Annotated in this window: 22 protein-coding genes and 1 pseudogene; 17 read left to right on the plus strand and 6 right to left on the minus strand. The window is 65.4% G+C overall.

Features of this window, described 5'->3' with window-relative positions; translation table 11 throughout:
• The first annotated feature begins 137 nt into the window (after positions 1 to 137).
• The 7 genes from guaB to QX039_RS01405 all read left to right on the plus strand — a co-directional run bounded on the left by guaB (position 138) and on the right by QX039_RS01405 (position 10,666).
• The gene (gene guaB, locus QX039_RS01375; protein ID WP_315770932.1) at positions 138 to 1,625 is read left to right on the plus strand and encodes an IMP dehydrogenase; all 1,488 of its coding nucleotides are present in this window, start codon (positions 138 to 140) and stop codon (positions 1,623 to 1,625) included.
• A 155-nt stretch (positions 1,626 to 1,780) separates the two neighbouring features.
• Positions 1,781 to 2,803, plus strand: coding sequence for an NADP-dependent oxidoreductase (locus QX039_RS01380; protein ID WP_315770934.1), 1,023 nt, complete (start codon positions 1,781 to 1,783; stop codon positions 2,801 to 2,803).
• A gap of 139 nt (positions 2,804 to 2,942) precedes the next feature.
• Entirely contained in the window at positions 2,943 to 3,284 is a 342-nt protein-coding gene (locus QX039_RS01385) for an MAPEG family protein (protein WP_315739188.1), read from the plus strand.
• A gap of 13 nt (positions 3,285 to 3,297) precedes the next feature.
• Entirely contained in the window at positions 3,298 to 4,599 is a 1,302-nt protein-coding gene (locus QX039_RS01390) for an RsmB/NOP family class I SAM-dependent RNA methyltransferase (protein WP_315770936.1), read from the plus strand.
• A 388-nt stretch (positions 4,600 to 4,987) separates the two neighbouring features.
• Positions 4,988 to 6,592, plus strand: a complete 1,605-nt coding sequence (guaA, locus tag QX039_RS01395; RefSeq protein ID WP_315770938.1) for a glutamine-hydrolyzing GMP synthase — start codon at positions 4,988 to 4,990, stop codon at positions 6,590 to 6,592.
• A 34-nt stretch (positions 6,593 to 6,626) separates the two neighbouring features.
• The gene (locus QX039_RS01400; RefSeq protein WP_315770940.1) at positions 6,627 to 7,283 is read left to right on the plus strand and encodes a hypothetical protein; all 657 of its coding nucleotides are present in this window, start codon (positions 6,627 to 6,629) and stop codon (positions 7,281 to 7,283) included.
• Between the two features lie 101 nt (positions 7,284 to 7,384).
• Positions 7,385 to 10,666: an NERD domain-containing protein gene (locus QX039_RS01405; RefSeq protein WP_315770942.1), complete on the plus strand. Its 3,282-nt coding sequence runs from the start codon at positions 7,385 to 7,387 to the stop codon at positions 10,664 to 10,666.
• Positions 10,667 to 11,461: 795 nt separating this feature from the next.
• On the opposite strand, the gene QX039_RS01410 is transcribed toward QX039_RS01405, so the two are convergent.
• The 4 genes from QX039_RS01410 to QX039_RS01425 are packed head-to-tail and all read right to left on the minus strand — an operon-like array spanning position 11,462 to position 17,142.
• On the minus strand, positions 11,462 to 12,658 hold the full coding sequence (locus tag QX039_RS01410; protein ID WP_315770944.1) for a 2Fe-2S iron-sulfur cluster-binding protein: 1,197 nt from the start codon (positions 12,656 to 12,658) through the stop codon (positions 11,462 to 11,464).
• The gene (locus tag QX039_RS01415; RefSeq protein ID WP_315770946.1) at positions 12,658 to 13,488 is read right to left on the minus strand and encodes an FAD binding domain-containing protein; all 831 of its coding nucleotides are present in this window, start codon (positions 13,486 to 13,488) and stop codon (positions 12,658 to 12,660) included. The genes QX039_RS01410 and QX039_RS01415 overlap by 1 nt, the downstream gene beginning before the upstream one ends.
• The gene (locus tag QX039_RS01420) at positions 13,485 to 15,863 is read right to left on the minus strand and encodes a xanthine dehydrogenase family protein molybdopterin-binding subunit (protein WP_315770947.1); all 2,379 of its coding nucleotides are present in this window, start codon (positions 15,861 to 15,863) and stop codon (positions 13,485 to 13,487) included. The genes QX039_RS01415 and QX039_RS01420 overlap by 4 nt, the downstream gene beginning before the upstream one ends.
• 1 nt (position 15,864) lies before the next feature.
• Positions 15,865 to 17,142, minus strand: a complete 1,278-nt coding sequence (locus QX039_RS01425) for an amidohydrolase/deacetylase family metallohydrolase (protein ID WP_315739200.1) — start codon at positions 17,140 to 17,142, stop codon at positions 15,865 to 15,867.
• A gap of 174 nt (positions 17,143 to 17,316) precedes the next feature.
• Between QX039_RS01425 and QX039_RS01430 the strand changes: the two genes are divergently transcribed.
• The 10 genes from QX039_RS01430 (at position 17,317) to QX039_RS01475 (ending at position 24,620) form a co-directional block, all read left to right on the plus strand.
• Positions 17,317 to 17,802 (plus strand): MarR family winged helix-turn-helix transcriptional regulator, encoded by a 486-nt coding sequence (locus tag QX039_RS01430; RefSeq protein ID WP_315739202.1) that lies wholly within the window; start codon positions 17,317 to 17,319, stop codon positions 17,800 to 17,802.
• 428 nt (positions 17,803 to 18,230) lie between these two features.
• A complete protein-coding gene (locus QX039_RS01435; RefSeq protein ID WP_315739203.1) occupies positions 18,231 to 19,064 on the plus strand; it encodes a nitroreductase family protein in 834 nt (277 codons plus the stop codon).
• 24 nt (positions 19,065 to 19,088) lie between these two features.
• Positions 19,089 to 19,943, plus strand: coding sequence for a transporter substrate-binding domain-containing protein (locus tag QX039_RS01440; RefSeq protein WP_315739205.1), 855 nt, complete (start codon positions 19,089 to 19,091; stop codon positions 19,941 to 19,943).
• A gap of 117 nt (positions 19,944 to 20,060) precedes the next feature.
• Complete coding sequence (locus QX039_RS01445; protein ID WP_315739206.1) at positions 20,061 to 20,705, plus strand: amino acid ABC transporter permease; 645 nt, start codon at positions 20,061 to 20,063, stop codon at positions 20,703 to 20,705.
• Positions 20,702 to 21,358: an amino acid ABC transporter permease gene (locus QX039_RS01450; protein ID WP_315705368.1), complete on the plus strand. Its 657-nt coding sequence runs from the start codon at positions 20,702 to 20,704 to the stop codon at positions 21,356 to 21,358. Before QX039_RS01445 ends, QX039_RS01450 begins: the two co-directional genes overlap by 4 nt.
• 13 nt (positions 21,359 to 21,371) lie before the next feature.
• Positions 21,372 to 22,139, plus strand: a complete 768-nt coding sequence (locus QX039_RS01455; RefSeq protein ID WP_315770949.1) for an amino acid ABC transporter ATP-binding protein — start codon at positions 21,372 to 21,374, stop codon at positions 22,137 to 22,139.
• A gap of 27 nt (positions 22,140 to 22,166) precedes the next feature.
• Entirely contained in the window at positions 22,167 to 22,559 is a 393-nt protein-coding gene (locus QX039_RS01460; protein ID WP_315770950.1) for a RidA family protein, read from the plus strand.
• A gap of 11 nt (positions 22,560 to 22,570) precedes the next feature.
• On the plus strand, positions 22,571 to 23,173 hold the full coding sequence (locus tag QX039_RS01465) for an urea carboxylase-associated family protein (protein ID WP_315770951.1): 603 nt from the start codon (positions 22,571 to 22,573) through the stop codon (positions 23,171 to 23,173).
• On the plus strand, positions 23,170 to 23,979 hold the full coding sequence (locus tag QX039_RS01470; protein ID WP_315770952.1) for an urea amidolyase associated protein UAAP1: 810 nt from the start codon (positions 23,170 to 23,172) through the stop codon (positions 23,977 to 23,979). The genes QX039_RS01465 and QX039_RS01470 overlap by 4 nt, the downstream gene beginning before the upstream one ends.
• 11 nt (positions 23,980 to 23,990) lie before the next feature.
• Positions 23,991 to 24,620, plus strand: coding sequence for an urea amidolyase associated protein UAAP2 (locus QX039_RS01475; RefSeq protein ID WP_315770954.1), 630 nt, complete (start codon positions 23,991 to 23,993; stop codon positions 24,618 to 24,620).
• A 54-nt stretch (positions 24,621 to 24,674) separates the two neighbouring features.
• Here the strand turns inward: QX039_RS01475 and QX039_RS01480 are convergent.
• Both QX039_RS01480 and QX039_RS01485 read right to left on the minus strand, forming a co-directional pair.
• Positions 24,675 to 25,310 (minus strand): annotated as a pseudogene (locus tag QX039_RS01480) (NAD(P)/FAD-dependent oxidoreductase); the annotation flags it as partial.
• A gap of 223 nt (positions 25,311 to 25,533) precedes the next feature.
• Positions 25,534 to 26,469 (minus strand): LysR family transcriptional regulator, encoded by a 936-nt coding sequence (locus QX039_RS01485; protein ID WP_315739214.1) that lies wholly within the window; start codon positions 26,467 to 26,469, stop codon positions 25,534 to 25,536.
• Positions 26,470 to 26,579 lie beyond the last annotated feature (110 nt).

The following is a 26,579-nucleotide window of genomic DNA, read 5'->3' on the forward strand; positions in this document are numbered from 1 at the left end:
CGTCACAGGCCCATGCTATCGACCCGCGTCAACCCCACCGATGGGCACCGATTCGACGGCGAGGCATGGTCTCGACGGCGGCGTCGCTCATCCGTACCCGCATCGCGGCCGTTTTGGCCGCAGACAAGGAGTTGACGATGGCGACCGTCCAGACACTTCGCGAAGCCTTCACCTTCGACGACGTGCTCTTGAAGCCGGGCCTCTCCGATGTGCTTCCCTCCGAGGTCGACATCCGCTCGCGCGTGACGCGCGAGATCCCGCTCAACATTCCGATCATGGCGTCCGCCATGGATACCGTCACCGAGGCGCGCATGGCGATCGCCATGGCGCAGGCCGGCGGTGTCGGGGTCATCCACCGCAATTTCGATCCCGAGGGCCAGGCCGCCCAGGTGCGCCAGGTCAAGAAGTTCGAATCCGGCATGGTGGTCAACCCGCTAACCATCTCGCCCGAGGCAACGCTCGCCGACGCGCTGGCGCTGATGAAGGATTACGGCTTCTCCGGCATCCCGGTGGTCACCGGCGGCGGCAAGGGCATCCCGGGCAAGCTGGTCGGCATCCTCACCAATCGTGACGTGCGCTTCGCCACCGATCCGCGCCAGAAGATCTCCGAGCTGATGACGCACGAGAACCTCGTCACCGTGCGCGAGGGCGTCGGCCAGGACGAGGCCAAGAAGATCCTGCACAAGCACCGCATCGAGAAGCTGCTGGTCGTCGACGATCAGTACCGCTGCGTCGGCCTGATCACCGTCAAGGACATGGAGAAGGCGGTCGCGCATCCGCTCGCCTGCAAGGACGGCCAGGGCCGGCTGCGCGTGGCCGCGGCGACGACGGTCGGCGAGGGCGGCTTCGAGCGCACCGAGCGGCTGATCGAGGCCGGCGTCGACCTCATCGTGGTCGACACCGCGCACGGTCATTCCTCGCGCGTGCTCGAGGCGGTCAACCGCATCAAGCGCATCTCCAACGCCGTGCAGGTGATCGCCGGCAACATCGCCACCCGCGACGGCGCGCAGGCGCTGATCGATGCCGGCGCTGACGCCGTCAAGGTCGGCATCGGCCCGGGCTCGATCTGCACCACCCGCATCGTGGCCGGCGTCGGCGTGCCGCAGCTCACCGCGATCATGGATGCGGTCGAGGCGGCCAAGAAGGCCGATGTGCCGGTCATCGCCGACGGCGGCATCAAGTTCTCCGGCGATCTCGCCAAGGCGCTCGCCGCCGGCGCCGACGTCGCCATGGTCGGCTCGCTGCTCGCCGGCACCGACGAGACGCCCGGCGAGGTGTTCCTGTGGCAGGGCCGGTCCTACAAGGCCTATCGCGGCATGGGTTCGGTCGGCGCGATGGCGCGGGGCTCGGCCGACCGCTACTTCCAGCAGGACATCAAGGACACGCTCAAGCTCGTGCCGGAGGGCATCGAGGGCCAGGTGCCGTACAAGGGCCCGGTCGGCAACGTCATGCACCAGCTCGCCGGCGGCCTCCGTGCCGCCATGGGCTATGTCGGCGCCAAGGATCTCGGCGAGTTTCACTCCAAGTCCGAGTTCGTCCGCATCACCGGCGCGGGCCTGCGCGAAAGCCACGTGCATGACGTGACGATCACGCGCGAAAGCCCGAACTATCCGGGCGGGGTGTAAGCGACGCTTGCTCTCTCCGTCATTGCGAGCGAAGCGAAGCAATCCAGGGCGGCGCGTGAAGCCCTGGATTGCTTCGTCGCTTCGCTTCTCGCAATGACGGCGCCCGTGGGGCTACCAGCATCGACCGTCACAACCAACAAAAGAGGAAACATCCCATGTCCCAAGCCAAGCGCATCGTTCTCGCCGCACGTCCCGTCGGCGAGCCCAAGCCGACCGACTTCCGTCTCGAGGAGCACGCCGTCCCGACGCCCGGTGCTGGCGAGGTGCTGCTGCGCACGATCTGGCTGTCGCTCGATCCGTACATGCGCGGGCGCATGAGCGACGGGCCGTCTTATGCCCAGCCGGTGCCGGTCGGCGGCGTGATGGAAGCGGGCACCGTGTGCGAAGTCGTGGCCTCGAACAATCCCGGCTTCAAGGCCGGCGACATCGTGCTGGCGCGCGCCGGCTGGCAGACGCATGCGATCTCCGACGGCAAGGGCCTCGCCAAGGTCGACCCGGCGCTGGCGCCGATCTCGACCGCGGTCGGCGTGCTCGGCATGCCCGGCATGACGGCCTATACCGGCCTGCTCGACATCGGCCAGCCCAAGCCGGGCGAGACGGTGGTGGTCGCCGCAGCCTCCGGCGCGGTCGGCTCGGCCGTGGGCCAGATCGCCCGGATCAAGGGCGCCCGGGCCATCGGCATCGCCGGCGGCAAGGACAAATGCGACTACGTTCGATCCGAGTTCGGCTTCGACGACTGCCTCGACCATCGCGATCCCGATCTCGCCGCCAAGCTCAAGGAAGCCTGCCCGAAAGGCATCGACGTCTATTTCGAGAATGTCGGCGGCCCGGTGTTCGAGGCGGTGTTCCCGCTGTTCAACGCCTTCGCCCGCATGCCCGTCTGCGGCCTGATCGCCCATTACAACGACACCCAGTCGGTGGCGCCGAAATGGGCCGGCGCCCTGATGCGCAACGTGCTGACCAAGCGGCTCACCATCCGCGGCTTCATCGTCTCCGACTTCGCCTCCCGCCATGGCGACTTCCTCAAGGACATGTCGGCCTGGGTCCGCGACGGCAAGGTCAAGTACAAGGAGTACGTCACCGAGGGCCTGGAGAATGCGCCGTCAGCGTTCATGGGCCTGCTGAAAGGTGCCAATTTCGGCAAGCAGCTGGTGCGGGTCGGGCCGGACAAGGCCTGAGCCACTCCTGATGTAATTCTTAAGCCTTTCCGCAAAAACATGGGAACCATGGACGCTTTTCGGGAGTCCTGAGGGAACCGGTTCATCCACGAGGGCCCGGCATCGCGCCGGGCCTTCGACATTCGTGAGGGGGATTCTCATGTCGCTGACCATGGTGCTGCTGCCCGTCTTCGTCGAGGTCGGGCTCACCTTCGCGCTGCTGTTCTGGAACAGGACGCGGGCGCAAGCCACTGACGCCGCCGACGAATTCGGCCTGCCGACCCTGTTCTACGCCCTGATCGCCATTGCGCTGCCGCTGCGCCACGCCGATCTGGTGATCGTGCTGCTGTCCTGGGTGTTCGTGGTGACCCGCTTCGTCAATGCCGGTCTCGTCAGCGGCGCCAAGGACAGCCGCCAGCGCGGGCTCGCCTGGACCGCCTCGGCGCTGGTGCTGCTGGCGATGTGGCTGTATTTCGCCCTCAAGATACTTCTCCTGATCTAGAACTGGACCCTGAATGACCCCCGCCGCCCGGCTGTCCGCCGCCATCGACATCATCGAAACCATCGAGGCCGACAGGGCGCCGGCGGCCAAGGCGCTGAAGGACTGGGGCACCAGCCACCGCTTCGCCGGCTCCGGCGACCGCGCCGCCATTGCCGGGCTCGTGTGGGACGTGCTCCGCCGCCGCGCCTCCAGCGCCTACCTGATGGAGGACGACACGGCGCGGGCGCGCGTGCTCGGCATGCTCAAGCTCGAGCGCGGCCTCGATGTCGCGACCATCGGTGCGATGTGCGACGGCAGCCGCTTCGCCCCGCCGCCCTTGAACGCGCAGGAGGAGCGGGCGCTGGCCACGCGCACCACCGAGGGCGCGCCGCCGCCGGTCGCCGGCGACTATCCCGACTGGCTCGACCCCTATCTCGCCGCCGTGTTCGGCGACGACCGCGTCGCGGAAGCCATGGCGATGGCCAGCCGCGCGCCGCTCGACCTGCGCGTCAATACGCTCAAGGCCAAGCGCGAGAAAATGGAGGCCTCGCTCAAGCATCTCGGCGCGAAGCCGACGCCGTGGTCGCCGATTGGCCTGCGCATCACGCTCGGCGCCGACGCCCGCAATCCCGGAATCCATGCCGAGGAGGATTTCCTCAAGGGCGCCATCGAGGTCCAGGACGAGGGCTCGCAGCTCGCGGCGCTGTTCACCGCGGCCAAGCCCGGCGAGCAGGTCATCGACCTCTGCGCCGGGGCCGGCGGCAAGACCTTGGCGTTGGCGGCGATGATGGGCGGCAAGGGCCGGCTGATCGCGACCGACAGCGACAAGCGCCAGCTCGCGCCCATCCACGAGCGGCTGTCGCGCGCCGGGGTCCACAATGCCGATGTGCGCAGCCCGAAGGGCGACGCCGACCCGCTCGCCGACATCAAGGCCTCGGCCGACCTCGTCGTCATCGACGCCCCCTGCACGGGCACGGGGACCTGGCGCCGCAACCCCGACGCCAAATGGCGCATGCGTCCCGGCGCGCTCGAGATCCGTCTCAAGGACCAGGCCGAAGTGCTTGATCGCGCGGCCTCCCTGGTCAAACCCGGGGGCCGCATCGCCTACATCACCTGCTCGGTGCTGCAGCCCGAGAATGGCGACCAGGTGAGAGCGTTCGTGGAGCGGCATCCGGAGTTCGCGGTTCAGCCCCCGGAGCAAACCGCCACCGTCCTCTGGGACAAGGCCGAGGCCTTCGCCGAGGCCGCGCTGAAGACGCCGGAGGGCTGGCTGATGACCCCCCGCCGAACCGGGACGGACGGGTTCTTCGTGTCGGTGCTGAAGAAGCAGGCGTAGCCGCACCCACGCCGCCCGACGGCGGGCACGGCGCGCATCAGCGTGGACCAGACGGAAGGCCTGCCAGGCGCCTTTGCCCACCCTACGGCCCCCCGCCGCGAACATTCCCCGCTGTCGTCCCGGGCAAGCCCCGCGCGCGTAGCGCGTGGGGCGCCGACCCGGGACCCATACCCATACTCCGCGGCCGTCGTCTGGCGCGAGCTGTGGCCACAGCGTGCCCGAGCCCCGCGTCCTGTGGCTATGGATCCCGGCTCGGCGCGAACTGGCGCAACGCTGCGCATTGCCCCAGTCCGCTTGGCCGGGACGACAGCGGTGGGTGGGGTACGCACCGGTGAATCGCTTGCTGGCAAGGGTTGCGAGTCCTCCCGCCGCGGCGTAATTGCTTGCCATGACAGCCCAGCCCAACACCCCCGCCAGCGCCGCCGCCGACACCTCCGTGGCCGCGCTCCACGACAAGATCCTGATCGTCGATTTCGGCAGCCAGGTCACGCAGCTGATCGCGCGCCGGGTGCGCGAGGACGGCGTGTATTGCGAGATCGTGCCGTTCCAGAAGGCGGAGGCCGCCTTCCGCGAGATGCAGCCCAAGGCCGTGATCCTGTCCGGCGGCCCGGAATCGGTTCATGAGGAAGGCTCGCCGCGCGCCCCGCAACTGATCTTCGATAGCGGCGTGCCCGTGATGGGCATCTGCTACGGCCAGATGACGATGGCCGCCCAGCTCGGCGGCACCGTCGAGGGCGGCCACCACCGCGAGTTCGGCCGCGCCGACGTCGAGGTCAAGACTAACAGCCGCCTGTTCGACGGCGTCTGGCAGACCGGCGAGCAGCACCAGGTGTGGATGAGCCATGGCGACCGCATCACCCAGATGCCGCCGGGCTTCTCGGTCGCCGGCGTCTCGCCCAACGCGCCGTTCGCCGTGATCCAGGACGAAGCGCGCAAGTACTACGGCCTGATGTTCCACCCCGAGGTGGTGCACACGCCCGACGGCGCAAAACTGATCCGCAACTTCGTCCGTAACATCGCCGGCCTCGGCGGCGACTGGACCATGCACGCCTTCCGCGCCGAGGAGATCAAGAAGATCCGCGCGCAAGTCGGCAAGGGCAAGGTGATCTGCGGCCTCTCCGGCGGCGTCGATTCCGCGGTTGCGGCCGTGCTGATCCATGAGGCGATCGGCGACCAGCTCACCTGCGTGTTCGTCGACCACGGCCTGCTCAGGCTCAACGAGGCCGAGACCGTCGTCGACCTGTTCCGGCACCACTACAACATCCCGCTGGTGCATGTTGACGCCTCAAAGCTCTTCCTCGGCGAACTCGCCGGCGTCACCGACCCCGAAGCGAAGCGCAAGACCATCGGACGACTCTTCATCGACGTGTTCGAGGCCGAGGCGAAGAAGATCGGCGGCGCCGATTTCCTGGCGCAGGGCACGCTCTATCCCGACGTGATCGAGAGCGTCTCCTTCACCGGCGGCCCCTCGGTGACGATCAAGTCGCACCACAATGTCGGCGGCCTCCCGGCCCGCATGAACATGAAGCTGGTCGAGCCGTTGCGCGAGCTGTTCAAGGACGAGGTCCGCGTGCTCGGCCGCGAGCTCGGCCTTCCCGACGTGTTCGTCGGCCGCCACCCGTTCCCGGGCCCGGGTCTCGCCATCCGCTGCCCCGGCGAGATCACGGTCGAGAAGCTCGACATCCTGCGCAAGGCCGACGCCATCTACATCGACGAGATCCGCAAGGCCGGCCTCTACGACACCATCTGGCAGGCCTTCGCCGTGCTGCTCCCCGTCAAGACCGTCGGCGTCATGGGCGACGGCCGCACCTACGACTATGTCGTCGGCTTGCGCGCCGTCACCTCGACGGATGGGATGACGGCGGATTTCTATCCGTTCGACATGAAGTTCCTGGGCAACACGGCGACGCGCATCATCAACGAGGTGAAGGGCGTGAACCGGGTGGTGTACGACGTGACCAGCAAGCCGCCGGGGACGATTGAGTGGGAGTAGGGCGTAGCAAGCTTGTTCCAAAGGGAGCAGTTTCGTGCAACTTCTTAAGTCAGTCACAGAAAGTGATTTGAAGGCCAACAGGATCAAGTGGGCAGAAGAATTCCCGGGCTCTCATTTTGGATGCCGGTTGGATATCCGTTCATACAGCCGAAATGCATTACGTAACGCTTTGGCTGTCGGATCAGAGGAAGCAATTCAAAAGGTCCTAACCAAAAATCCGTACCTCATTCAATATGCTGTAGATCATTCTGGCCACCACGGAATTTGGATCTTTCCAAAACCGATGATTAAGCCGCGCGGTTTGGACAAATCGCCTGGGCTGATTCCGGACTACTTGGTAGTAACGCGATCTTCCCTTGGATATGTCTGGCATATTGTTGAACTTAAGCGTTTCAATGTTCAATTTTCACGTCGTGACGGTCGCGGACTTAGTCAGGTCGGAAATCAGGCCGTCATTCAATGCAGTTCGTATCTTTCGCATTTCCAAGATTACATTGACGCAGTCCGCTCGAACATCCGCGTTAACGAGTTGATCCAACCGAAAGGCGCAATCTTGCTGATCGGTGACTCAGCCACCGAAACCAAGAAGCAACGGGATTGTCGAGCAAATTTTGTTCGAACAACCCCGAGCATACAAGTTGTTTCGTATCGGCGGGTAGTCGAATCATTCGAATCAGATTCGCGATTTTGACCTAAAAAAGAATACATCCTCTCTCACATGCCGTGGGGGTTGTCGTAACAGTGCATTCACTGGTGCAAGTGTGCATCGCTTTTTGCTAACGTGTATTGCTCATGGCTACGAAATCCACTGCTACAAAGGTTTTCATAGGTGCGCCGATCGATCACGAATCGGAGCGGAAATTTTTGTCATTTGTAGTTTCGTGGCTTGACCAAAAAGGGATTCCCTCGATTGTTCTTGCCAATATCGAACTAGAAGGTCGTCAAATTGACTTTGTGATTGCGACGGACAATTCTGTTTCAGTCGTGGAGGTCAAGGCCAGCCGACTTCCGATCCGTGGCAACCTCAACGGACCTTGGGCCCGGTTATCCGCGTCGGGCGAATGGAAAGATTATACGAACGCTTACCAACAAGCGGTTGGCGCGAAGAACCGGCTGCGCGACGCAATGCAAAGCGTAAAGGCGGTGGGAAGCTTCCGTCCAGACGGATACGTCGTGTTTACGAGCCCAATCCCCAAGGGTTCGGCCGTCACGCCCGGCAATTTTAAGGCGGTAGTCACGACGCTCGATCTGTTTCCCGGTCAGATAAAATTAATGGGGGTATCACCTTGGTCAATGTCCGACTGGGAGGCATTCGCGCGAAGCCTCAAGCTAAGCTGGGTGACATTGGAGCAGGCCATCGCTGGTTCCCAAAGGCGCGAAGAGGCTGATTTGATACGACGCTACACCCAGGCTGTCGCGGCCGAATACGGGCGCGATGGAAGATCTTGGGTGCCAGAAACGGAGGAGGAGCGCGCCGAACTCATGAATGCGGCTGCGGCTGATGCGGGATGCTTCATCAGTGGACCATCAGGCTGCGGTAAGTCCCTGATGGCAAAATGGCTTGCGGCGAGGTTGGCTCAGGAGGGGCACCCGATTTTCTTTATCGCCGCGAAGAACTTCACCGGCTCTTGGGCCGAGAGCCTTCGCAAGGAAGTTGGGCTGCTCATCGATTGCGAGCCGGCTAATCTTTATCGCGCGGTCGCGCGATCCGATGGGCCCGTTTTTCTGATTGTCGATGGTCTCAACGAGTTCGGCCCGGCGGCCCCGGAGGCACTCCGTGGCATCCGGGCACTAGCGCGCCGGATGGGAGCACTGCTCGTCGTCACTGACCAACATGCAAAGCCTGAGGTGTTCGCTGGACTCAGAGGTGTGGTGGTCGCCCGCCCGAGCACGAAATTGAAGGAACGAATTGCGCAGTCAGTCGGAGGGGAGCTCACGCCAATTGCGCTTGATGTGCTCCGGGCGGTGCGATCGGGCATCGAAGCCAGCCTAGTCGGACAAATTGGCTGCGATCTAAAGGCCGACGTCACCCGCCTATTGCTGATTGATCAATACATTCGTAAGCGTTTGGCTGGGCAGGCCCGAGCCGGATCACTTGGCTTGAGGCGACTCGCGGCCTTGCTACATGCGCAGGTTGCATTCTCGTTGGCTGAACCGGATTTCGACGATTTCATGCGTTCTCAAGGTCTCGGCTTTGCAGAGTGTGATGCGCTGTTCACATCGGGCTTGCTCGTACGACGGGCTGGGCGGATTTCCTTCTCCCATGAGATGATTCTGAACGCCTGCGCGGCCGTCGATCTCGCCCGAGCGGCTACTAAAAATCCCGTAGACTTCGGGCAGCGGCTGTCTACCCCGATCCTTGAGCCGATTGCCGGCGATATCGTTACGGCAATCGAAGACGCGGCTGCCTCCCGATCTGTCTTCTCTCAAGTGATTAGTTCGTCGTTGCTAGGAGACGCGGCGAGCGGACATTTTGGCCCAATCGCAGCGTCAACCGCATGGAACTTGCTAAACGAGGTGGCAGAAGCCTGTGTTTCCGAACTTCGGAATGCTCGGCTCGTGCTTTCGAAAAGCGGCGGTTCTGTCCGCATCGGTTGGGACGATGCAACTCGGCGTGAATGGACGTCTCCTGAAAAGGCGAGGCTCGGAGCTATCGGCCGTCTCGCCGTTCACGGACCGGGGCTTGAGATCTTCCTGGGGTTATGTGCCGAGATGGATGCGCGGTTGGCGACGGAGCGGCGCCGGTGGGCAGAGTTTGCTCGTGAGGAGCGATACCCACTTCGAAGCCAAGCTTTCGCTCTGACTTACTACGGGTTTGGTGAATCCATTGGATTTACGATCGTTGCCCGATCAACACAGCGTGGCCTTCAGCCTCCGTCCAAAGAGGCACAGGCGTTCCCGATCAAGCTGAGGGAGCTAACTTCTGGCCAACTCCATTTCTTCTTGGACGGCCGGCGGGTGTTCTTCGGTGGTGCGGATAGCGAGTTTGCCGAGGACCTGATTTGTCTATTCCGCGAACGGTTTCGATGGGAGCCGTATCACGTCCAACTCATTATGTTGGATTCGATCGGCTTCGCCCGTGGGGCACCGCAGGAAGTTCTTGATCGCTTGATTGAGGCCGTCAATGCTCTTGAGGTGAATCCGGGAAATTGGGGCATTAATTCGAGCATCATTGACGCTCTGAAGAGTCTCGGCGCGCTTGATAGCGACGCTGAAGAGTCGCGGGCGCAAGTGAAGGCAGAGCTGGCGTCTGTGCTGATTGACGACGGGGATGCTGTCGATAATGACCTTGCTCTTTCGTTGTGCTTAAGGATGTTCGATCATCCGTTTGACTATATCTATGCCGAGGAGATTTATGGTCTGGACGAAGAGGTGCGTCGACGCCTCTATCGCCGAGCACTTAGAGCCTCGGATATCAAGAGCTCAATGAGCTTGGATTGGCTTGCCAAGAAAGTGGCATCATTCGGCGATCCACTGGATGTTGCTTTGCTGCGGCCACTTACGGGTTTGCCAAGTAAAACAAATCCCTTTGCGCAGGACGAATGGCGAGCTTTCGCGATTGCGATACGGTTCCTTGGTCGCTATCGTGCCGAGGTTGAGCCGGTTGAGCCGATGACGCCAGAAGAAGTCTGCCTTGTTGAAATTCGTTCACTGATCTATGCCATCGAGGCGAAACAATCAGTCGACGTAGAGAAAGCGAGGCATGCTTGGGTACGGCTCCACGAGATGCCTGCTCAGTTGGTCGTCGGCTGCCTAAGCGAAGTCCAGGAAGCACTGCTCGGTCAATACTGTCAGGGCGACAGGGTCAATGCATTTCCACCGTTGGATTTGGCGGCAGCCTATCGGGCGGACTGCGTTGCAGTATCAAGGCGTTTCATCGACGATGGGAGCGATGCTCAGTTCTATCATAGGGGCGCACACAGCGAGACCGGGGTCTCATTCGCCTTCGATATAGTTGGGATCTACGGAGATCGAAGTGATGTGGAAAGGCTTCGGCTCCGAAGCCAAGCCCATCACTTCGCGCGTTATGCTCTGCCGACGCTTCGGCGCCTGGAGAGTGGTTCGTACGATTAACAGCGGAGCCCCAGATTACGGCGATGTCTATCCGGACGGGTTTACTGTGACATTGCATTAAGCTCCTTGGCTCCCCTCGCTGCGATTGAGCAAGTTGTCGCGACGTAGCGACGGCGAAAGCCACGCGATACTCCGTCGTCATCCGACCAATCATCTGCCCGACGGGCAATCCTCGCATGCCCCGCATGCGCCAACTGCCCGTCGTGCCAGTTTGTCGCGCACTTCTCCCTTGCGTCGTCGGGCAAATCACCTCCACATTCTCGCGCATCCCGGCTCGCTGAAGAGGGACGTTTCGCGATCGTCACGAGCGTCGAGCCGGAAGATGCGACGGGCGCGTTGCTCTGCAGCCGGGTGTCACAGCCCGGCCGACGAACGGAGCGAGGCGACGGCGAAATGGTGTGGTCCTGGCATCGCGGTGCTGATGCCAAGCCGGTGGTGATGATGATCCGCTGGCGACGGGGGCAAGACAGCCGATCCCCGGGGAGAGCGCCTATAACCCGCAAAACCGTCGCGCAGGGAAGGCCGGATATTGGGCTGAACCTGTGGTTCTGCCGCGTGCTTTTTGTTGCACGCGGACCGCGGGTATCAGCCGATACCCGGTCTTCCCTGCGCCTCTTCTTCGGAGGAAGAGGTCGATCGATGGCAAAGCTCGGGCGCATCTCGCCGCGAGAAAGCTCAGCCATGCCTGCTGTTTGAAACGTGGAGACAGGTGCCGAGACGATGTCCCGCGCGGGTGTTCGGCGCTCATTCAAAGCTGACCGTGGGCGAGAACCAGGCCGCCGGTGAGAGGCTGCTTCATTGCCCGCGCATGCGCCGGGCCAAGCCGGTGAGACGTTGCCGTGCGACGTCCAGCAGCAGGGCAAGTGCGTTGAGGCGCTGCGGCTCTGGTGTCTCCGCCGGGCCCGCCGTGCCGTTGAGATGCCGGTCGCAGTTCTGCGCGAACGTCGTCGTGATGCGCGACGCCAGATCGCGCACCAGCCCGTCGCGCGCGATCTGCGCCAGCGGGCCGGAGAGGCTGTAGCCGATCGCGAGCGCGACGCGGGTTGCCCGTCCTTCGTCGATCGGAAGCATGCGCCAGCTGATCTGCCCGGAGGTCGAGGTGCGGCTCCGCTGGTCACGTCCCGTGCCGATGAGCCGGCCGGACAGACTTGCGTCGTCGCGCTCGATCCGCGCGGCGCCGCGGAACACGGCCGCAAGCGGGCCAAGCGCGACCCTGATCTCGCCTTCGATGCGATCGTGGGCCGGCATGGCCGTGATCATCGCGCCGGGAAAGCATGCGGCCAGGGTCGTGAGGTTTCCGAACAGCGCGAAAACCTGCGCAGGCGCGGCGTTCACAGTGAAGGATGCGTCGAAGCTCTTGGCGGGCACGGCCTCGGGAATATCGCGTGTGCTGATGGCAGCGCCCCGGTCAACCGCCATCTCCGCCATTGCTGGCCGCGCTGACGACGCAGCGGTCGCGACCGCGCCCGACTGCGATCCCACGGGTCCGAGCGTCGTGCGTCCGGCGCCGATCACGGCCGCGATGCCACGTTGCCGCCGCGCCTCGATCACCGCGCGGACAGCGCGGACGATCCCGACATAGCCGGTGCAACGGCAGAGATTGCCGCTCAACCCGACACGGATGGCCTGCTCGTCCGCGTGATCGAGGCGCAGCACGAGGTCGCGCGCCGACATGATCATGCCGGGGGTGCAGTAGCCGCATTGCAGCGCATGCTCGCGCGCAAAGGCCGTGCGCAGCTCGGCTGCGATCTCATCCTCATCCAGGCCTTCGATGGTCGTGACGGCAGCACCATCGCAGGCCACCGCGAGCGTGATGCAGGAGCGGGCCGGAGCGCCGTCGAGCAGCAGTGTGCAGGCGCCACAGACGCCATGCTCGCAGCCGAGATGCGTCCCGGTCAGGTCGAGCCGATCACGCAGGACGTCGGCGAGATGGGTACGCGGTTCGACCGTGGCCTCGGTCGCGATGCCGTTGACGGTGAGCTGGAGCTTCATCACGCCGCGGCCTCCGCGATCGCCCGCGCGAGCACGGTCACGTGGATGTGTCGGGCGGCCGGATCGGTCACGCCGGCCTGCATCAGCAGGCGGTCGGCGAGGTCGCGATCGAACTGCTGCCCGAGATTAGTGTTCGCTCCGCCAAACAGCGATGAATCGTCGACGACGATCGGTGTCCTGTCGATGGCGCCGATCACAACTCGGCTGCAGGCCTTGTCCGGCTCGATCAGGACGGCGGCCATCGCATGCGCGAATTCGCCGGGCTTGCGACAGGCCTTGGCGTAGCCGAAGCGCGTCGTGGGCGACAGGGAGGGAAGGCGGATCGCGGCGACGAACTCGCCCGGACGCAGCGCGGTCTGCAGTGCGCCCTGGATGAACTCTGCCACGGCGATGTCGCGTTGGCCGGTGGAGGTCGTCAGCCGCACGCCGGCGCCGAGGGCCGTGAGCGTCGTTACCCAGTCGGCGGCCGGGTCGGCATGACCTAGCGAGCCTCCGATTGTGCCGCGGTTGCGTACGGCGCGGTAGGCAATGCCGCGCGCGATCCGCCGCAGCACGCCATGAGTCACGTCAGGAAGCCGGCCGTCCTCGATGTCGGCATGGGTGACGCAGGCGCCGATGACAAGATCATCGCCGTCACGCTCGGCCGTACGAAGCTCGGCGAGCCCCGCGATGTCGACGATCAGCGGCGGCTGCACCAGGCGCAGATTGAGCATCGGCCCGAGCGACTGGCCACCGGCCATGATCCTTGCGCCGCCATTGGCGTCCGCGAGCAGGGCGAGCGCGGCGCCGACGCTGTGGGGACGCTCATAGGCGAAGGATGCAGCCTTCACGGCGAGCTCCCTTGCGCCTGCTTCGCTGCCAGCACTGCCGCGACAATGCGGCGTGGCGACAGCGGTGACTGCATCAGCTCCGCACCAAGCGGACGGAGAGCGTCGTTGACGGCATTGGCGATCGCCGCCGGTGGCGCGATCGCACCGCCTTCGCCGATGCCCTTGACGCCGAACATCGTGTAGGGCGACGGCGTCTCCATGTGAAACAGGCGCGGTTCGGGGACTTCGGTCGGACCCGGCAGCAGGTAATCGGCCAGCGTCGTCGCCAGCGGCTGCGCGGCGTCGTCGAACGGCATCTCCTCGTACAGAGCGGTGCCGATGCCCTGCGCCAGGCCACCGAGAATCTGGCCATCGACGATCACCGGATTGACGAGGACACCGCCATCCTCGACGATGACGTAGTCGAGCAGCTCGACCTCGCCGAGATCCGGATCGACCGCGACCGTGACGGCATGCGCCGCGTAGGAGAAGGTGCCGCTGTCGCGCACCGGCTTGTAGCCGCTGGTGACCTCGAGGCCGGCCGGGTCAACGTCGGCGGGAAGGTCCTGCGGCCGGCGGTACCAGGTGTGGGCGATCTCGGCGAGGCTGACGCTGCCGTTCGGTCCGCAGGCGCGGCCCTCGCGCCACACGACCGCCTCCGGCGCGAGCTGCAGCAGCTTGGCGCCGATGCGCGTGGCGCGCGCGACGAGCTGCGCGCAGGCCGTGCCCACCGCGCCGCCGGCCATCACCATCGAGCGCGAGCCCCAGGTGCCGGTGGAGTAGGGCGTCATCGCGGTGTCGCCGAGCACGACGCGGATGTTGCCGGGATCGACGCCGAGCACTTCGGACGCGACCTGAGCCAGCGTGGTCTCGAGTCCCTGGCCGTGCGAATGAACGCCGACGCGCAGCTCGAGCCCGCCGTCGGGCGTCAGGCGCGCCGTCGCCTGCTCGTGGCCGGGTACCATCGGGATGCCCCAGCCGGCATAGACCGAGGTGCCATGCGCGGCCTGCTCGCAATAGATCGAGACGCCGGTCCCGATCAGCCGGCCGTCCGCCTCGCCGCGCTGTTGCCGGGCGCGGATCGCGGGGACGTCGATCGACGCCAGCGCCCGCTGCAACGCGCCGGGATAGTCGCCGCTATCGAAATGCTTGTTGGTGATGTTGTCGAACGGCATGTCCTGCGGTTGCACCAGATTACGCAGCCGGACCTCGCCGGGCTCGAGCCCGGCTTCAGCCGCGACGGCATCGAGCAGCAGCTCGAGCGCGAAGCAGACGCCGGTGCGCGCCACGCCGCGATAGGGCAGGATCGGGCATTTGTTGGTTGCGACCGAGTAGGTGCGGCAGCGATAGGCCGGCATCCGATACGGCCCCGGCAGGATGCTCGCGATCTGCGCCGCTTCGAGGCAGGCCGAGAACGGATAGGACGAGTAGGCGCCGGAATCGACGATCGCCTCGCAGTCGATGCCGCGCAGGCGGCCGTCGCGATCGGCATAGACCGTGATGTGATAGGCGTGCTCGCGGCAATTCGCGCTCGCACTCAAATGCTCGCGCCGGTCCTCGAGCCAGCGCACCGTCCAGCCCTTTTCCATGGCGAGCCAGCTCAGGCACACTTCCTCGGGCAGCAGGATGCCCTTGTGGCCGAAGCCGCCGCCGATGTCGGGTGCGATGATGCGGATGCGGCCCTGGTCCATGCCGAGGCAGTCGGACAGGCCGTTGCGCACGATGTGTGGCATCTGCGAGCCCGTGTGCAGCGTGAGCTGATCGAGCCGGTGATCGAAGGTCGCGACGACGCCGCGGCCCTCCAGCGGCGCCATGCACTGGCGCGCCGTCGAGATCTCGCGCGTCACCTTGATCGGCGCGTCAAGCGCCGCAGTGATGTCGACCTCGAAATTCGTTTCCAGGAAGACGTTGTCGCCCCAATGCTCGTGCACGAGCGCGCCGCCGGCCGCGCGCGCCAGCCGCATGTCGTGCACCGCCGGCAGCGGCTCCAGGTCGAGCTCGACGGAAGCGGCGATGTCCTCGGCCTCGGCGCGGTTGCGCGCGACGCACATCGCCACGAGTTCGCCGACATGGCGCACCTTGCCCGTCGCCAGCACCGGCTGCTCGGAAATCTTGAAGCCGGGCAGGCCTGAGACGGCGCGGATCGGCTTGATGCCGGCGAGGTCGGCGGCCGTGAAGACGACGTCGCGGTACACCGTGGGAATATGGATCGCCTTGATTCTGGCGTGCGCCATCGGGCTGCGCACGAAGGCGACGTCCTTCATCCCCGGCAGCCTGATGTCGGCGACATATTGGCCGCGGCCGCGCAGGAAGCGATCGTCCTCCTTGCGCAGCAGCCGCGCGCCGACGCCGCGCGGCGCGCGCTTGTCCGAGACGGTCGGCGCCGCGCCGGCCACGTCAGGCCGCGACCGCTGCAGGCAGGATCGGCGCCGTTGCGTCGTGGCGGATGCCGGCGCGCAGGCAGAACACCGGCTGCAGCAGCCGATCGGCAATCACCTCGGTCTTCTCGTTGTCGCGCAGCACGAAGCGGCCCTGCTTCTCGCGGAGCACGCTGACATCGGCCGCCATGCCCGGACGCAGCGCGCCGATCCGATCGGACAGGCCGAGCATGGCAGCGGGATTCGACGTCACCATCGGCACGACCTGCTCCAGCGTCAGCCCGAGTGCGACCAGCGAGCTCATCGCCTGCACGAGGCTGAACTTGGCCTGGCCCGCGAACGGATGGTTCTCGTCGTCGGCATGTTCGTCCGGCGTGCCGGCCGGTGCTGGCACATGCGTGTTGTAGCCGTGGATGTCGGCGCCGAGCGTATGCGGCACGATGCCGGCGTCGATCGCCTTGCGCGCCAGCCGGTAGGAGAAATGGCTGCCATGGCCGACGTCGACCTTGAGCCCGCGGTCGAGCGCGGCCTGGATCACCGGATGTACATCGCCCTTGGTGTTGACGAAGCCGCCGGGATGCCGCGTGAACGGGTGCGCCAGCACGTCGCCCGGACGCAGCAGCGGGATCACCCGCTCCAGGATGGTGTCGACATCCTCGCCGTTGGTGCCGCTCGCCGGCAGGCCCCAGAGCTGGCCGAAATGGACATAGACGGGGAGCTCAGCGCGGCGGCCGATCTCCGCGGCCATCTCGATGACCCGGATGCCCCAGCGCGCGAAGCCGCCGATCTCGGCATGCGCCTTGATGCCGCGGACGAGGTCGCGGTTGGCGACAGCTGACTTCACCGTCGCGTCGATGTCGACGCAGTCGGGCCGATAGAGATCAGGGTAGTAATGGCCCTCGAGGCCGCCGACCAGATAGGCCGACAGGAACGCATAGACACGCGACTGCGCCTGCTCGGCGACGAAGTGCCGGAAGCCGGGCAGGGTCATGCAGGACGGACCGCCCTGGTCGATCAGGCTGGTGACGCCCGACTGTACGCCGACCATGTCCGCATTCATGCCGAAGCGGCCGGTGACGTACTGATAGACATGGGCGTGGGTGTCGATCAGTCCGGGAAGCACGAGCTGGCCGGTGACGTCGACGACATCCCTGGCGCTGGTCGGCAGGATATCGGACTGGACAGCGGCGATGCGGCTATTGCGGATGGCGACATCCTTCAGTCCATCGATGCCGGAGGCGGGGTCAATGACACGACCGCCGCGCAGCAGCAGGTCGAACGAGGCGCTCACGGACATGCAAGGTCTCCTTTCCGGGCAGCGTGCTCGTCCCGGTCAAAGCCTTCCTCGATGAGCCGGCACCGATGATGTGCCGACCGATTTACGAAGCATACTTCGCATTACATCAAGATCCGTGCCATAGACAGCTTCAAATTGATGCAGCGTGATCAGCGCTTATGCGGGAGCCGTTCGATGGCCGGAAGGACTAAGCCGAAAGCAGATCCGTCATGGCCGCTCGAGGCGCGCCCGGGCTATCTGATCCGGCGGCTGCACCAGATCCACGTCGCGCTGTTCCAGCAGAAATGCGCCGCCTATGAGATCACGCCGTTGCAGTACAGCCTGTTGACGGCGCTGGCGAAACGGGGGACGGCGGATCAGACGGCGCTGGCCCAGGACATCGCGCTCGACCGGACCACGACGACCGGCGCATTGAAGCGGCTGCAGGCGCGCGGCTTCGTCGATCGCAGCGTCGGACCGCACGACCGGCGGTCGCGGACCTGCCGCCTGACCCGTTCCGGCGCGGCATTGCTGCGCAAGATCGAGCGGCCGGCACGGGCGGCGCATCTCGCGACGGTCGCGGATCTCACCAAGGCCGATCAAAAACGGTTCATTGCCATGATGCAGGCGATCGTCAAGGCGCAGGGCGAACGGCTCGATGCGACACGATCGCCGGACTGAGCGCGCCCGACCGCGATGAGTTCCGATTAGATAATGGGCATGGTGCTGCCCGAAAAGCAGCGCGTCGCCGGAGTGCAGTATCCGGTCGGGGCGCCGTCGCCGCAAATACGAAGCATGCTCCGCATTCAGGTGTGCTGCGGCGTTTTGTCCGCAACCGGCGCATTTGGCTGCTCATTTCCGGTGAAGATCGTCGCAGGAGCGGTCGCGCTGCGCCAGGCCCCGCGACGTCTGGCATGTCCCTTGCTCACATCTCGAATAATAGCTGCGCGGAAGCTGCGGCGAAATCGATCCGGGGCGGCGACACCGATGTCGCAGCGCGTGGGGTGAGCAATGCGACGTCTGCCGCTGCGGGATCCGCCGATCATGGCTCAGGCCAATGGCGTTCGTTCGACCTGGCGCGTCGCGCGCGATGCGATAGGGGCGCTGTGATGTCCGAGCATGCCGATGCCCTCGCCACACGCTTCGGAGACGGCGGACCGGATGGCGGCGATGTCGAGGCCAATGCGTTCCTGCGCGGCGTGCTGTCGCGCAAGACGGTGCGCCGCTATAGCGACCGGATGCCGGAGGAGGGGCTGCTCGACCTGCTCGTCGCCTGCGCGCTGAGCGCCTCGGCCAAGTCGGATTTCCAGCAAGCCTCGGTCATGCGCGTGCGCAATGCCGACAAGCGGGTGGCGATCGGCCGGCTGTTTCCGAGCATGCCCTGGATCGGTGCGTCGCCGGTGTTCTTCGTTTTCCTCGGTGATGCGCGGCGGCTGCAGCGCATCGGCGAGCTGCGCGGCAAGCCGGTCAGGAACGGCACCCTGGAAGGCTTTTTCAACGCCTCGGTCGATGCGGCGCTGGCGCTGCAGACCATGATCCTGTGCGCGGAGTCCGCTGGCCTCGGCACCTGTCCGATCAGCGTCATCCGCAACGAGATCGACACGGTCTCCAATGTGCTGGAACTGCCCGACATGGTGTTTCCCGTCGCTGGGCTGTGTCTCGGCTATCCCGCCGCAGAAGGCCATGTCAGCCTGCGGCTGCCGCGCAGCATTACCACGCATGTCGACCGCTACGGCGACGATGCGCTGCCCGTGACGCTCGACGATTACGACCGGCGACGCCATGCGCGGCACGCGATTCCGAAAGAGCAGCAGCGCGGCAACGCCGAGTTCGGCGAGGCCGATTTCTACGGCTGGTCGGAGGATAAGGCGCGGCAGGCCGCCAAGGCCGAGGGGGCTTCCTTCCCACCTTATCTGCGCGCGCACGGCTTCAGCTTCGACTGATCAGTTCATGTAAGGAGATACGAGATGACCAAGCCTTCGTTTCCCCGCCTGTCGGCACCGTCGCGGCGAGCAGCGCTTGCGCTGCTGGCCGCCGCGCTGACGCTGCCGGCCGCGTTCAGCGCCAAGGCCGGCAGCCTCGACGAGATCAAGAAGCGCGGTCTCATCGTCGCGACCGAGGACGATTTCCGTCCCTTCGAGTTCGTCAAGGACGGCAAGCCGACCGGCTTCGACAACGAACTGATCGAGGATCTGCGCAAATACGCGCCGTTCGAGATCAAGCAGCAGATCCTGCCGTGGACAGGCATCCTGGCCGGCGTCTCCACCGGCAAGTACGATGTCGCCATCACCGCGGCGATCATCACCAAGGAGCGCAAGAAGTCGCTCGACTTCACCAGCCCGATCGCCGACGCGACGCACTATTACGTGAAGCGCAAGGACGACAAGAGCATCTCCGCGATCAAGGATCTCAGCGGCAAGACCGTCGGCGTGCAGGCCGGCAGCGCGCTGCTGGGGCGGCTGCCAGAGCTCCAGGCTATGCTGGAAAAGGAGGGCGGCAAGCTCGGCAAGGTGGTCGAATACACCTCTTATCCCGAAGCCTATCAGGATCTCGCGCTCGGCCGCGTCGACTACGTGGTCAACACGATCATCAACATCAAGGCGCTGATCGCCGAGAAGCCGAACGTGTTCGCGGTCGGCCAGCCCGTCTCCGGCAAATCCTATCCGGCCTGGGCGGTCGCCAAGGGAAACACGGAGCTGGTCGAATTCCTGAACGGCTTCATCGCCAAGGAGAAGGAAAGCGGCCGGTTCGCCGAATTGCAAAAGAAGTGGTTCGGCGAGGCCTTCCCGGATCTGCCGGTCACGTTCGAGCCGGAATTCTGACGCCGCGGTTGGGGTGCAGCTGATGTGCGGGTGGCGATCGCTGCGCGCCGGTCCGCTCGACGGCGAGTTGACCCTCGACGGGACGCGGCTGCTCGGCGACGCCACGGGTGGACGGCGATGAGCGCGGCCGACGTGCTGGCCATCCTGCAGGGCGCGGTGGTCACGGTGACGCTGTCCTTGGTCGGCATCCTGATCGGGCTGCCGATCGGCCTTGGCCTGGCGCTGCTGCGCTGGGCCAACGTTCCGATCGTCGCCCGCGTGGTCGCGGTCTATGTCTCGGTGCTGCGCGCGACCCCGCTCGTGACGTTGCTGCTGCTGCTGTTCTTCGCGCTGCCCAATGTCGGGATCGCAATCGGGCCGGTGTCGGCGGCGATCCTGGCGCTGGTGATGAACACCTCGGCGTTCAATTGCGAGGTCTGGCGCGCCGCGCTGATGAACTTCCCGAAGGAGCAGTACGAGGCCGCGCAGTCGGTCGGCATGCATGCGAGCCTGCGCTTCCGCCGCATCGTCCTGCCGCAGATCGTGCGGGTCAGTCTGCCCGGGCTCGTCAACGAGATGTCGCTGCTGATCAAGGTCACGCCCGTGCTGGCGGTCGTTGGCGTCGTCGACATCACCCGCGCGGCGGTGCGCATCGGCGCCGAGACCTATGAGCCGCTGCCGCCGTTCCTGGTCGCCATCGCGATGTATGCGCCGATCGTGTTCGCGCTGGTCTCGCTGCAGCGCTTCATCGAGCGGCGCCAGCTCGCAGCCGAGGCCGCATGATCCGGGATTTCGCCATCGTCTGGAGCGAGCGGGGTCTGCTGCTGAGCGGTCTCGGCAACACCACGATCCTCTCGGTGCTGTCGGCGATCGCCGGGCTCGTGATCGCCTTCGTGCTGACGCCGGCCCTGATGTCGAAGCGGCGCTGGCTGGCGCTCACCGTGCGCGTGTTCGTCGACGGCATGCGCTGCGTGCCGTTCCTGCTGTTCGCCTACATCGTCTACTACGGTTTGCCCTCGTTTGGCATTAGGCTCGACAATTGGAGCTCGGGGCTGGTGGCGCTGACCGTCTATCACGCCGCCTATCTCGCCGAGATCCTGCGCGGCGCCTGGGCGGCGCAGCCGCGCGAGCCGATCGAAGCCGGCGTCGCCTTCGGCTTCTCCGGGGCGCGATTGTTCCGCCGCATCATCCTGCCGCCGCTGCTGCTCGCCGCAGGTCCTGTCATCGGCAACCAGATGATCCAGATCGTCAAGGACAGCGCTTTTCTAACTATCATCGCACTGCCCGAGCTGACGCATGCCGCGAGCTCGATCCAGTCGCGCCACTACGTGCCGTTCGCCGCCTTCATCACCGCCGTGATCCTGTATTGGGGGCTCTGCCTCGTGATCGAGGCGGGTGTCAGCGGCATCGACCGGCTGGCCGCGGCGCGGCGCTGAGAAGGAGCCCGGGATGACCGACGACATGGCCGTGCTCGACGTCGCCGGCATTTCCAAGCGGTTCGGTGAGCTCGAGGTGCTCTCCGATATCAGCTTCACGGTGACGCGCGGCGAGACGGTCTGCGTGCTCGGCCCGTCCGGCTCCGGCAAGTCGACCCTGCTTCGCTGCATCAACTGGCTGGAGCGGCCGGATGCCGGTCAGATCTATCTCAACGGCGACCGCATCGGCATCAACAATGGTGGCGTCGTTATGTCCGACCGTGCGCTGTCGCGGGTCCGCACGCGGATCGGCATGGTGTTCCAGCATTTCGCGCTGTGGCCACATCTGACGGTCCTTCAGAATCTCATGGAGGCGCCGGTGCAAGTGCAGAAGCGTCCCGTGGCCGAGGTGCGCGAGGAGGCGATGGCGCTGCTCGCCAAGGTCGGGCTCTCCGACAAATGCGATGTGTTCCCGGCGCGGCTGTCCGGTGGGCAGAAGCAGCGCGTCGGCATTGCGCGTGCGCTGGCGATGAAGCCGGACGTCCTCTTGTTCGACGAGCCGACCAGCGCGCTCGATCCGGAGCTGGTCGGCGAGGTGCTGGTGGTGATGCGCGAGCTTGCACGCGAGGGCCGCACGATGGTGATCGTGACCCACGAGATGGGCTTTGCTCGCGAAGCCGCCACCCGCATTCTGTTTCTCGATCGCGGCCGCGTGGTCGAGACCGGGCCACCGGAGCGCTTCTTCGTCAACCCGGAAACCGAACGCGCGCGCCAGTTCATCCAGCGCTACGCCGCCGGATGAGCCAGAAACAACGCGAGGAGATACGCCATGGATCCGATCTATCATCTGCTCCCGGATGCGCCGAAGCCGGTCACTCCCTATAGCCATGCGGTGCGGGCCGGTCCGTTCCTGTTCGTCACCGGCCAGCTCGCGACCGATCCCGATGACGACGCGCTGCCGCTCCCGGATGGTATCGACGCGCAGACCCGCAAGGTCATGGATAACCTCGCGCGTGTGCTGAAGGGCTGCGGCATGAGCTTCGCGAACGTCGTGTTCGCCCGCATCTACCTGACCGAATTCAAGCGCGACTACGCCGCGATGAACGCGATCTTCTCCAGCCATTTCGACGATGCGCAGCGGCCTGGCCGGACCACGATCGGCGTCTGCGATCTGGCGCGCGGCGGCATCGTCGAGATCGACATGGTCGCCTACAAGCCCTGAAGGAGAGAGCGATGGATCCGATCGAGATTCCGGCGCGGCGCGGCAAGGCGGCGCTCGTCACGGCCGGCCAGGTGGTCACCGTGATCAATACCCATGGCGAGCAGGTGGTCGACACCTGGGCGTTCAATCGCGCCGACTTGTCGGAGTTCATGTCGAACGAGCACACGCGGGCGCATTCGCTGCATCTGGTGCCGCGGCCGGGAGACGTGCTGCGGACCAACAAGCGCCGGCCGATCCTGACATTGATCGAGGATACTTCGGGCGGCATTCACGACACTCTGATCGCCGCCTGCGACCGCTATCGCTACGCGTTTCTCGGGCACGAGGGCCACCACGACAATTGCACCGACAATCTGTTCGCCGGCATGGCCGAGCTCGGCCTGACGCCGCCGGAGGTGCCGAGCCCGCTCAATCTGTTCATGAACATACCCTGGGAGGCCGACGGCACGCTCGGCTTTGCCGCGCCGCCGCGCCCCGTTCCCGGCGGCCATGTGCGCTTGCGCGCGGAGATGGATCTGGTGATCGCGTTCTCCGCCTGTCCGCAGGATATCCTGCCGATCAACGGCAAGGCCGGACGGCCGGTCGAGGCGCATTTCACGGTGACGGACGCATGAGCGGAGAGACCAAGGCGGAGCGGGCCGCCGCCAACCGCCGCCGCTACGAGGAGCTGCGCGCGGCGGGGCAGGAGCTGAAGCAGCTGCCGCCGCCGACCGCGCGCGACGGTGCGCCGATCACAGCGAACGCGATCATCCAGACCGAGCAGGTGCCGCCCGGCTGGCACGCGACGATGCGGCTGTCGCGCGGCGAGGCGCTGCGCATCAGCGATGGTCTTGGCCGCTCCAGCGTCTCGCTGCTGGCGTGGCGCAGCGAGGATCCGTGCGAGCGGATCAACTGCGCCGACACCGTGAAGGTGCAATGGAGCGCGGCGCTGTCGAAGGGCCGGATGATCCTGTCGGACATGGGACGGGTGCTGCTCTCGGTGATCGAGGATACGTCCGGCGCGCATGACCTTCTGGTCGGCGGCTCGACCCCTGACTCGACGTTGTCGGCCTATGGCGAGGTGACGCGCAACACGCAGGCGAATTTCATCTCGGCCGCCGCCAAGATCGGACTGGGCTTGCGCGACATCCCGCCCTGCGTGACGTTCTTTGCGCCCGTCACGACAGATGCGGCCGGGCGGTTCGTCTGGCACGCGGAGCGCAAACTCTCCGGCGATTTCGTCGATCTGCGCGCCGAGATGAACCTGATCGTCGCCGTCTCCAACTGCGCCCATCCGCTCGACCCGGCGCGACCCGCAGCGACCGCGCCGATCACGCTGATCCGGCACCGGCTGCCGCCGCCCGCGGCCGACGACGTCTGCCGCACGGCGTCGCCGGAAGCGTTGCGTGCCTACGCATTCACCGATCGGCTGTTCGCCTGAGGAGCGTGGTCATGTCATCGATTGATCTGGGCCGCATCGTCTATGCCTTCGACATTCCCGCCGAGCAGCCCTGGTCGCGGGTGCTGAAGAGGGGCCAGACGCTCCGCATCATCGACAGCGAGGGCGAGCAGGCGGTGGACGCGCTGATCTATGTCGCGGAGGACACCGCCGAGCGCTACAGCGCGCAGGACACCTTGCGGGTCCAGGGCTCGGCCTATCTCGAACTCGGCACGTGCTTGATCTCCAATCGCGGCCGGGTGATGGCGCGGATTGCCGCCGACACCTGCGGCCGCCACGACACCTCTGCGGGCTGCTGCTCCTGCGAGAGCAATGCGGTCCGTTTCGGCGAGGCGACGCGCTACCTGCATGCCTGCCGGGAGAATTTCATCCTGGAGCTGTCGCGCTACGGCCTGACCAAGCGCGACATCGTCTCCAACCTGAACTTCTTCATGAACGTGCCGATCGAGCCCTCCGGCAATTTCACCGTGCTCGACGGCCCGTCCGCGCCGGGCAACTACGTCGACGTGACCGCGGAGATGGACGTGCTGTTCGTGATCTCGAACTGTCCGCAGGTGAACAATCCATGCAACGGTTTCGATCCGACTCCGATCCGTGTGGAGATCAGGGAAGCGACGGCATGAACCCCTGCTGCTGCAGGCGCACGCTCGTCGGACCGACATGCGGCGAGAGGCGCCTCAACTCGCCTCGTCGCGCAGGTGATACCAGCGATAGAGCAGGCGCTGGCCGATGCGGCGGAACGGCGCGAAGGGATGCGTCGGCAGCGCCGAGGTGAAGATCGGCAGATCCTGCCCCTTGAAGGCTTGGCCCGCGAGCATCTGCGCCATCCGGCGGCCGGCCTGCGCCGAATAGGAGACGCCGTTGCCGCCATAGCCGAGCGCATAGACCAGCTTCGCCTGGGCATCGGGACGCACGATGCGCGGCATCATGTCGTGGCTGACATCGACCCAGCCCCACCACGAATAATCGATCTCGATGCCTGTGAGCGCGGGAAACTTGCGATGCAGGCCGTCGATCAGGAGCTGGAGGTGCCGGTCATGCGTAGCGTCGGCGCCGGTGATGGCGCTCCGGCTGCCGATCTGGACGCGGTCGTCCGGCAGCAGCCGGTAGTAGAAGCGCAAGGTGCGCGTGTCGGTGATCACCTGCCGGGTCTTGAAGCCGGTCGCCGCGAGCTCGGCCGCAGTGAGCGGGCGCGTCACCAGCGAGTTCGGCAGGATCGGCATGCAGCGGCCGGACAATTCCGGCGTCAGCCCCAGCGAGGTATAGGCGCCTGTGGCGATGCCGACGCCGTTCGCGGTCACATTGCCGCCGGGGGGACTGTAGACCCGATATTTGTGATCAAGCTATGCGATCTTGGGACAAGTGAGGTCGAGGTAGAGGCGATTGCCGGCAGACATCTCGTTATGCCTGCCCAGAGACATGAATCGAGCCGTAGCGGGTCGAAGAGGCGCAGGAAATGCGGAAATGGAGCGCGAGGCCGAAGCCCTGCCTGGGCTGACCTCAACGCTGGCTGTGCAACCAATTCCCGCCAATTGGCTAAGTGGCTACCAGCTTCCTTGCGGTGCTCCAAAGACTCTCAGCGGCATGGATCATCCGCGCCCGTGCGCGGATGAGGCATATGTTGATCTTGATGTCCCAGTCCTTCGGGCCGGCTCTCACCAATCGGCCGCTCTGGAGATCGAGCTCGACCAGGCTGCGTGGAGCCCAGGTGATCCCGCGGCCTTCCCGGGCCATGTTGATGAGCAGCATCACCGGTGCTGAGAAGCTGGGGAGCAGCATGGCGCTCGGCTGCTTCGTCGCGAGGAAGGCGGTCACGATGCGGCCCACGCCGGAACCTGGATGATAGGCGAGATAGGGCAGCGGCTTGTCCGCAGAGCCAGGCAGCGCAAACCGCGGCATCGATTGCCGCCGGCGACCGCTGCGCGTGACGGCCCTGTAACCGGTCGCGCTGATCGGGACCAGGACGTCGTCGGCGAGATCGATGCGCTGAAAGCGATCGTTGTCCAGGCGGCTGGCGAGCGATGGATGGTAATGCGCCAGCATGAAATGCGCATGGGCCTCGAGCAGGAGCTTCTCACACCCGGCGAAGTTCGACGCCACGAGCTGAACGGCGGAACCGGACCGCGCGCGGTCGACCCGGCGGATCCAGTCCGGAAAGAACGTCTGCGACAGTGCGTGGGTGGCGACGAATTGAACGGTCTCGGCCTTGAGGCGAGCCGCTTCCAGGGCCTCCTCGCGGCCGTTTGACAGCCTGCGAATGACGTCCTCCGCCACCGGACGAAAACTCTCCCCTGCCGGCGTCAGCTTCACGACATGGGTGCTGCGCTCGAACAGAGGCGCTCCAAGCCACGCTTCCAGCGACTTGATCCGCCGGCTCAAGGCCGGCTGCGTCACGTGCCGGCGCAGCGCTGCGCGGGAGAAGCCGCCGTCCTCCGCAATAGCGAGGAAATCCTCGATCCAGCTCAGGTCCATGATGCCAATTCGTTATTGAATTATTCCAATCTGGCATTAGCACCGCGGCACCGGCTGGTCCAATGTCAGGCCAAAGATAAGGGCCGCGGAGACGCTGTTTGCAGCGCCGA

Source organism: Bradyrhizobium sp. SZCCHNR1043 (genome assembly GCF_032489675.1).
In the GTDB taxonomy this organism is placed as follows: Bacteria; Pseudomonadota; Alphaproteobacteria; order Rhizobiales; family Xanthobacteraceae; genus Bradyrhizobium.

Bases quoted from the DNA above. Each gene is read 5' to 3' on its own strand.
- guaB (WP_315770932.1), top strand. From the start codon at position 138: ATGGCGACCGTCCAGACACTTCGCGAAGCCTTCACCTTCGACGACGTG.
- QX039_RS01380 (WP_315770934.1), top strand. From the start codon at position 1,781: ATGTCCCAAGCCAAGCGCATCGTTCTCGCCGCACGTCCCGTCGGCGAG.
- QX039_RS01385 (WP_315739188.1), top strand. From the start codon at position 2,943: ATGTCGCTGACCATGGTGCTGCTGCCCGTCTTCGTCGAGGTCGGGCTC.
- QX039_RS01390 (WP_315770936.1), top strand. From the start codon at position 3,298: ATGACCCCCGCCGCCCGGCTGTCCGCCGCCATCGACATCATCGAAACC.
- guaA (WP_315770938.1), top strand. From the start codon at position 4,988: ATGACAGCCCAGCCCAACACCCCCGCCAGCGCCGCCGCCGACACCTCC.
- QX039_RS01405 (WP_315770942.1), top strand. From the start codon at position 7,385: ATGGCTACGAAATCCACTGCTACAAAGGTTTTCATAGGTGCGCCGATC.
- QX039_RS01410 (WP_315770944.1), bottom strand. From the start codon at position 12,658: ATGAAGCTCCAGCTCACCGTCAACGGCATCGCGACCGAGGCCACGGTC.
- QX039_RS01425 (WP_315739200.1), bottom strand. From the start codon at position 17,142: ATGTCCGTGAGCGCCTCGTTCGACCTGCTGCTGCGCGGCGGTCGTGTC.
- QX039_RS01430 (WP_315739202.1), top strand. From the start codon at position 17,317: ATGGCCGGAAGGACTAAGCCGAAAGCAGATCCGTCATGGCCGCTCGAG.
- QX039_RS01435 (WP_315739203.1), top strand. From the start codon at position 18,231: ATGTCCGAGCATGCCGATGCCCTCGCCACACGCTTCGGAGACGGCGGA.
- QX039_RS01440 (WP_315739205.1), top strand. From the start codon at position 19,089: ATGACCAAGCCTTCGTTTCCCCGCCTGTCGGCACCGTCGCGGCGAGCA.
- QX039_RS01445 (WP_315739206.1), top strand. From the start codon at position 20,061: ATGAGCGCGGCCGACGTGCTGGCCATCCTGCAGGGCGCGGTGGTCACG.
- QX039_RS01450 (WP_315705368.1), top strand. From the start codon at position 20,702: ATGATCCGGGATTTCGCCATCGTCTGGAGCGAGCGGGGTCTGCTGCTG.
- QX039_RS01455 (WP_315770949.1), top strand. From the start codon at position 21,372: ATGACCGACGACATGGCCGTGCTCGACGTCGCCGGCATTTCCAAGCGG.
- QX039_RS01460 (WP_315770950.1), top strand. From the start codon at position 22,167: ATGGATCCGATCTATCATCTGCTCCCGGATGCGCCGAAGCCGGTCACT.
- QX039_RS01465 (WP_315770951.1), top strand. From the start codon at position 22,571: ATGGATCCGATCGAGATTCCGGCGCGGCGCGGCAAGGCGGCGCTCGTC.
- QX039_RS01470 (WP_315770952.1), top strand. From the start codon at position 23,170: ATGAGCGGAGAGACCAAGGCGGAGCGGGCCGCCGCCAACCGCCGCCGC.
- QX039_RS01475 (WP_315770954.1), top strand. From the start codon at position 23,991: ATGTCATCGATTGATCTGGGCCGCATCGTCTATGCCTTCGACATTCCC.
- QX039_RS01485 (WP_315739214.1), bottom strand. From the start codon at position 26,469: ATGGACCTGAGCTGGATCGAGGATTTCCTCGCTATTGCGGAGGACGGC.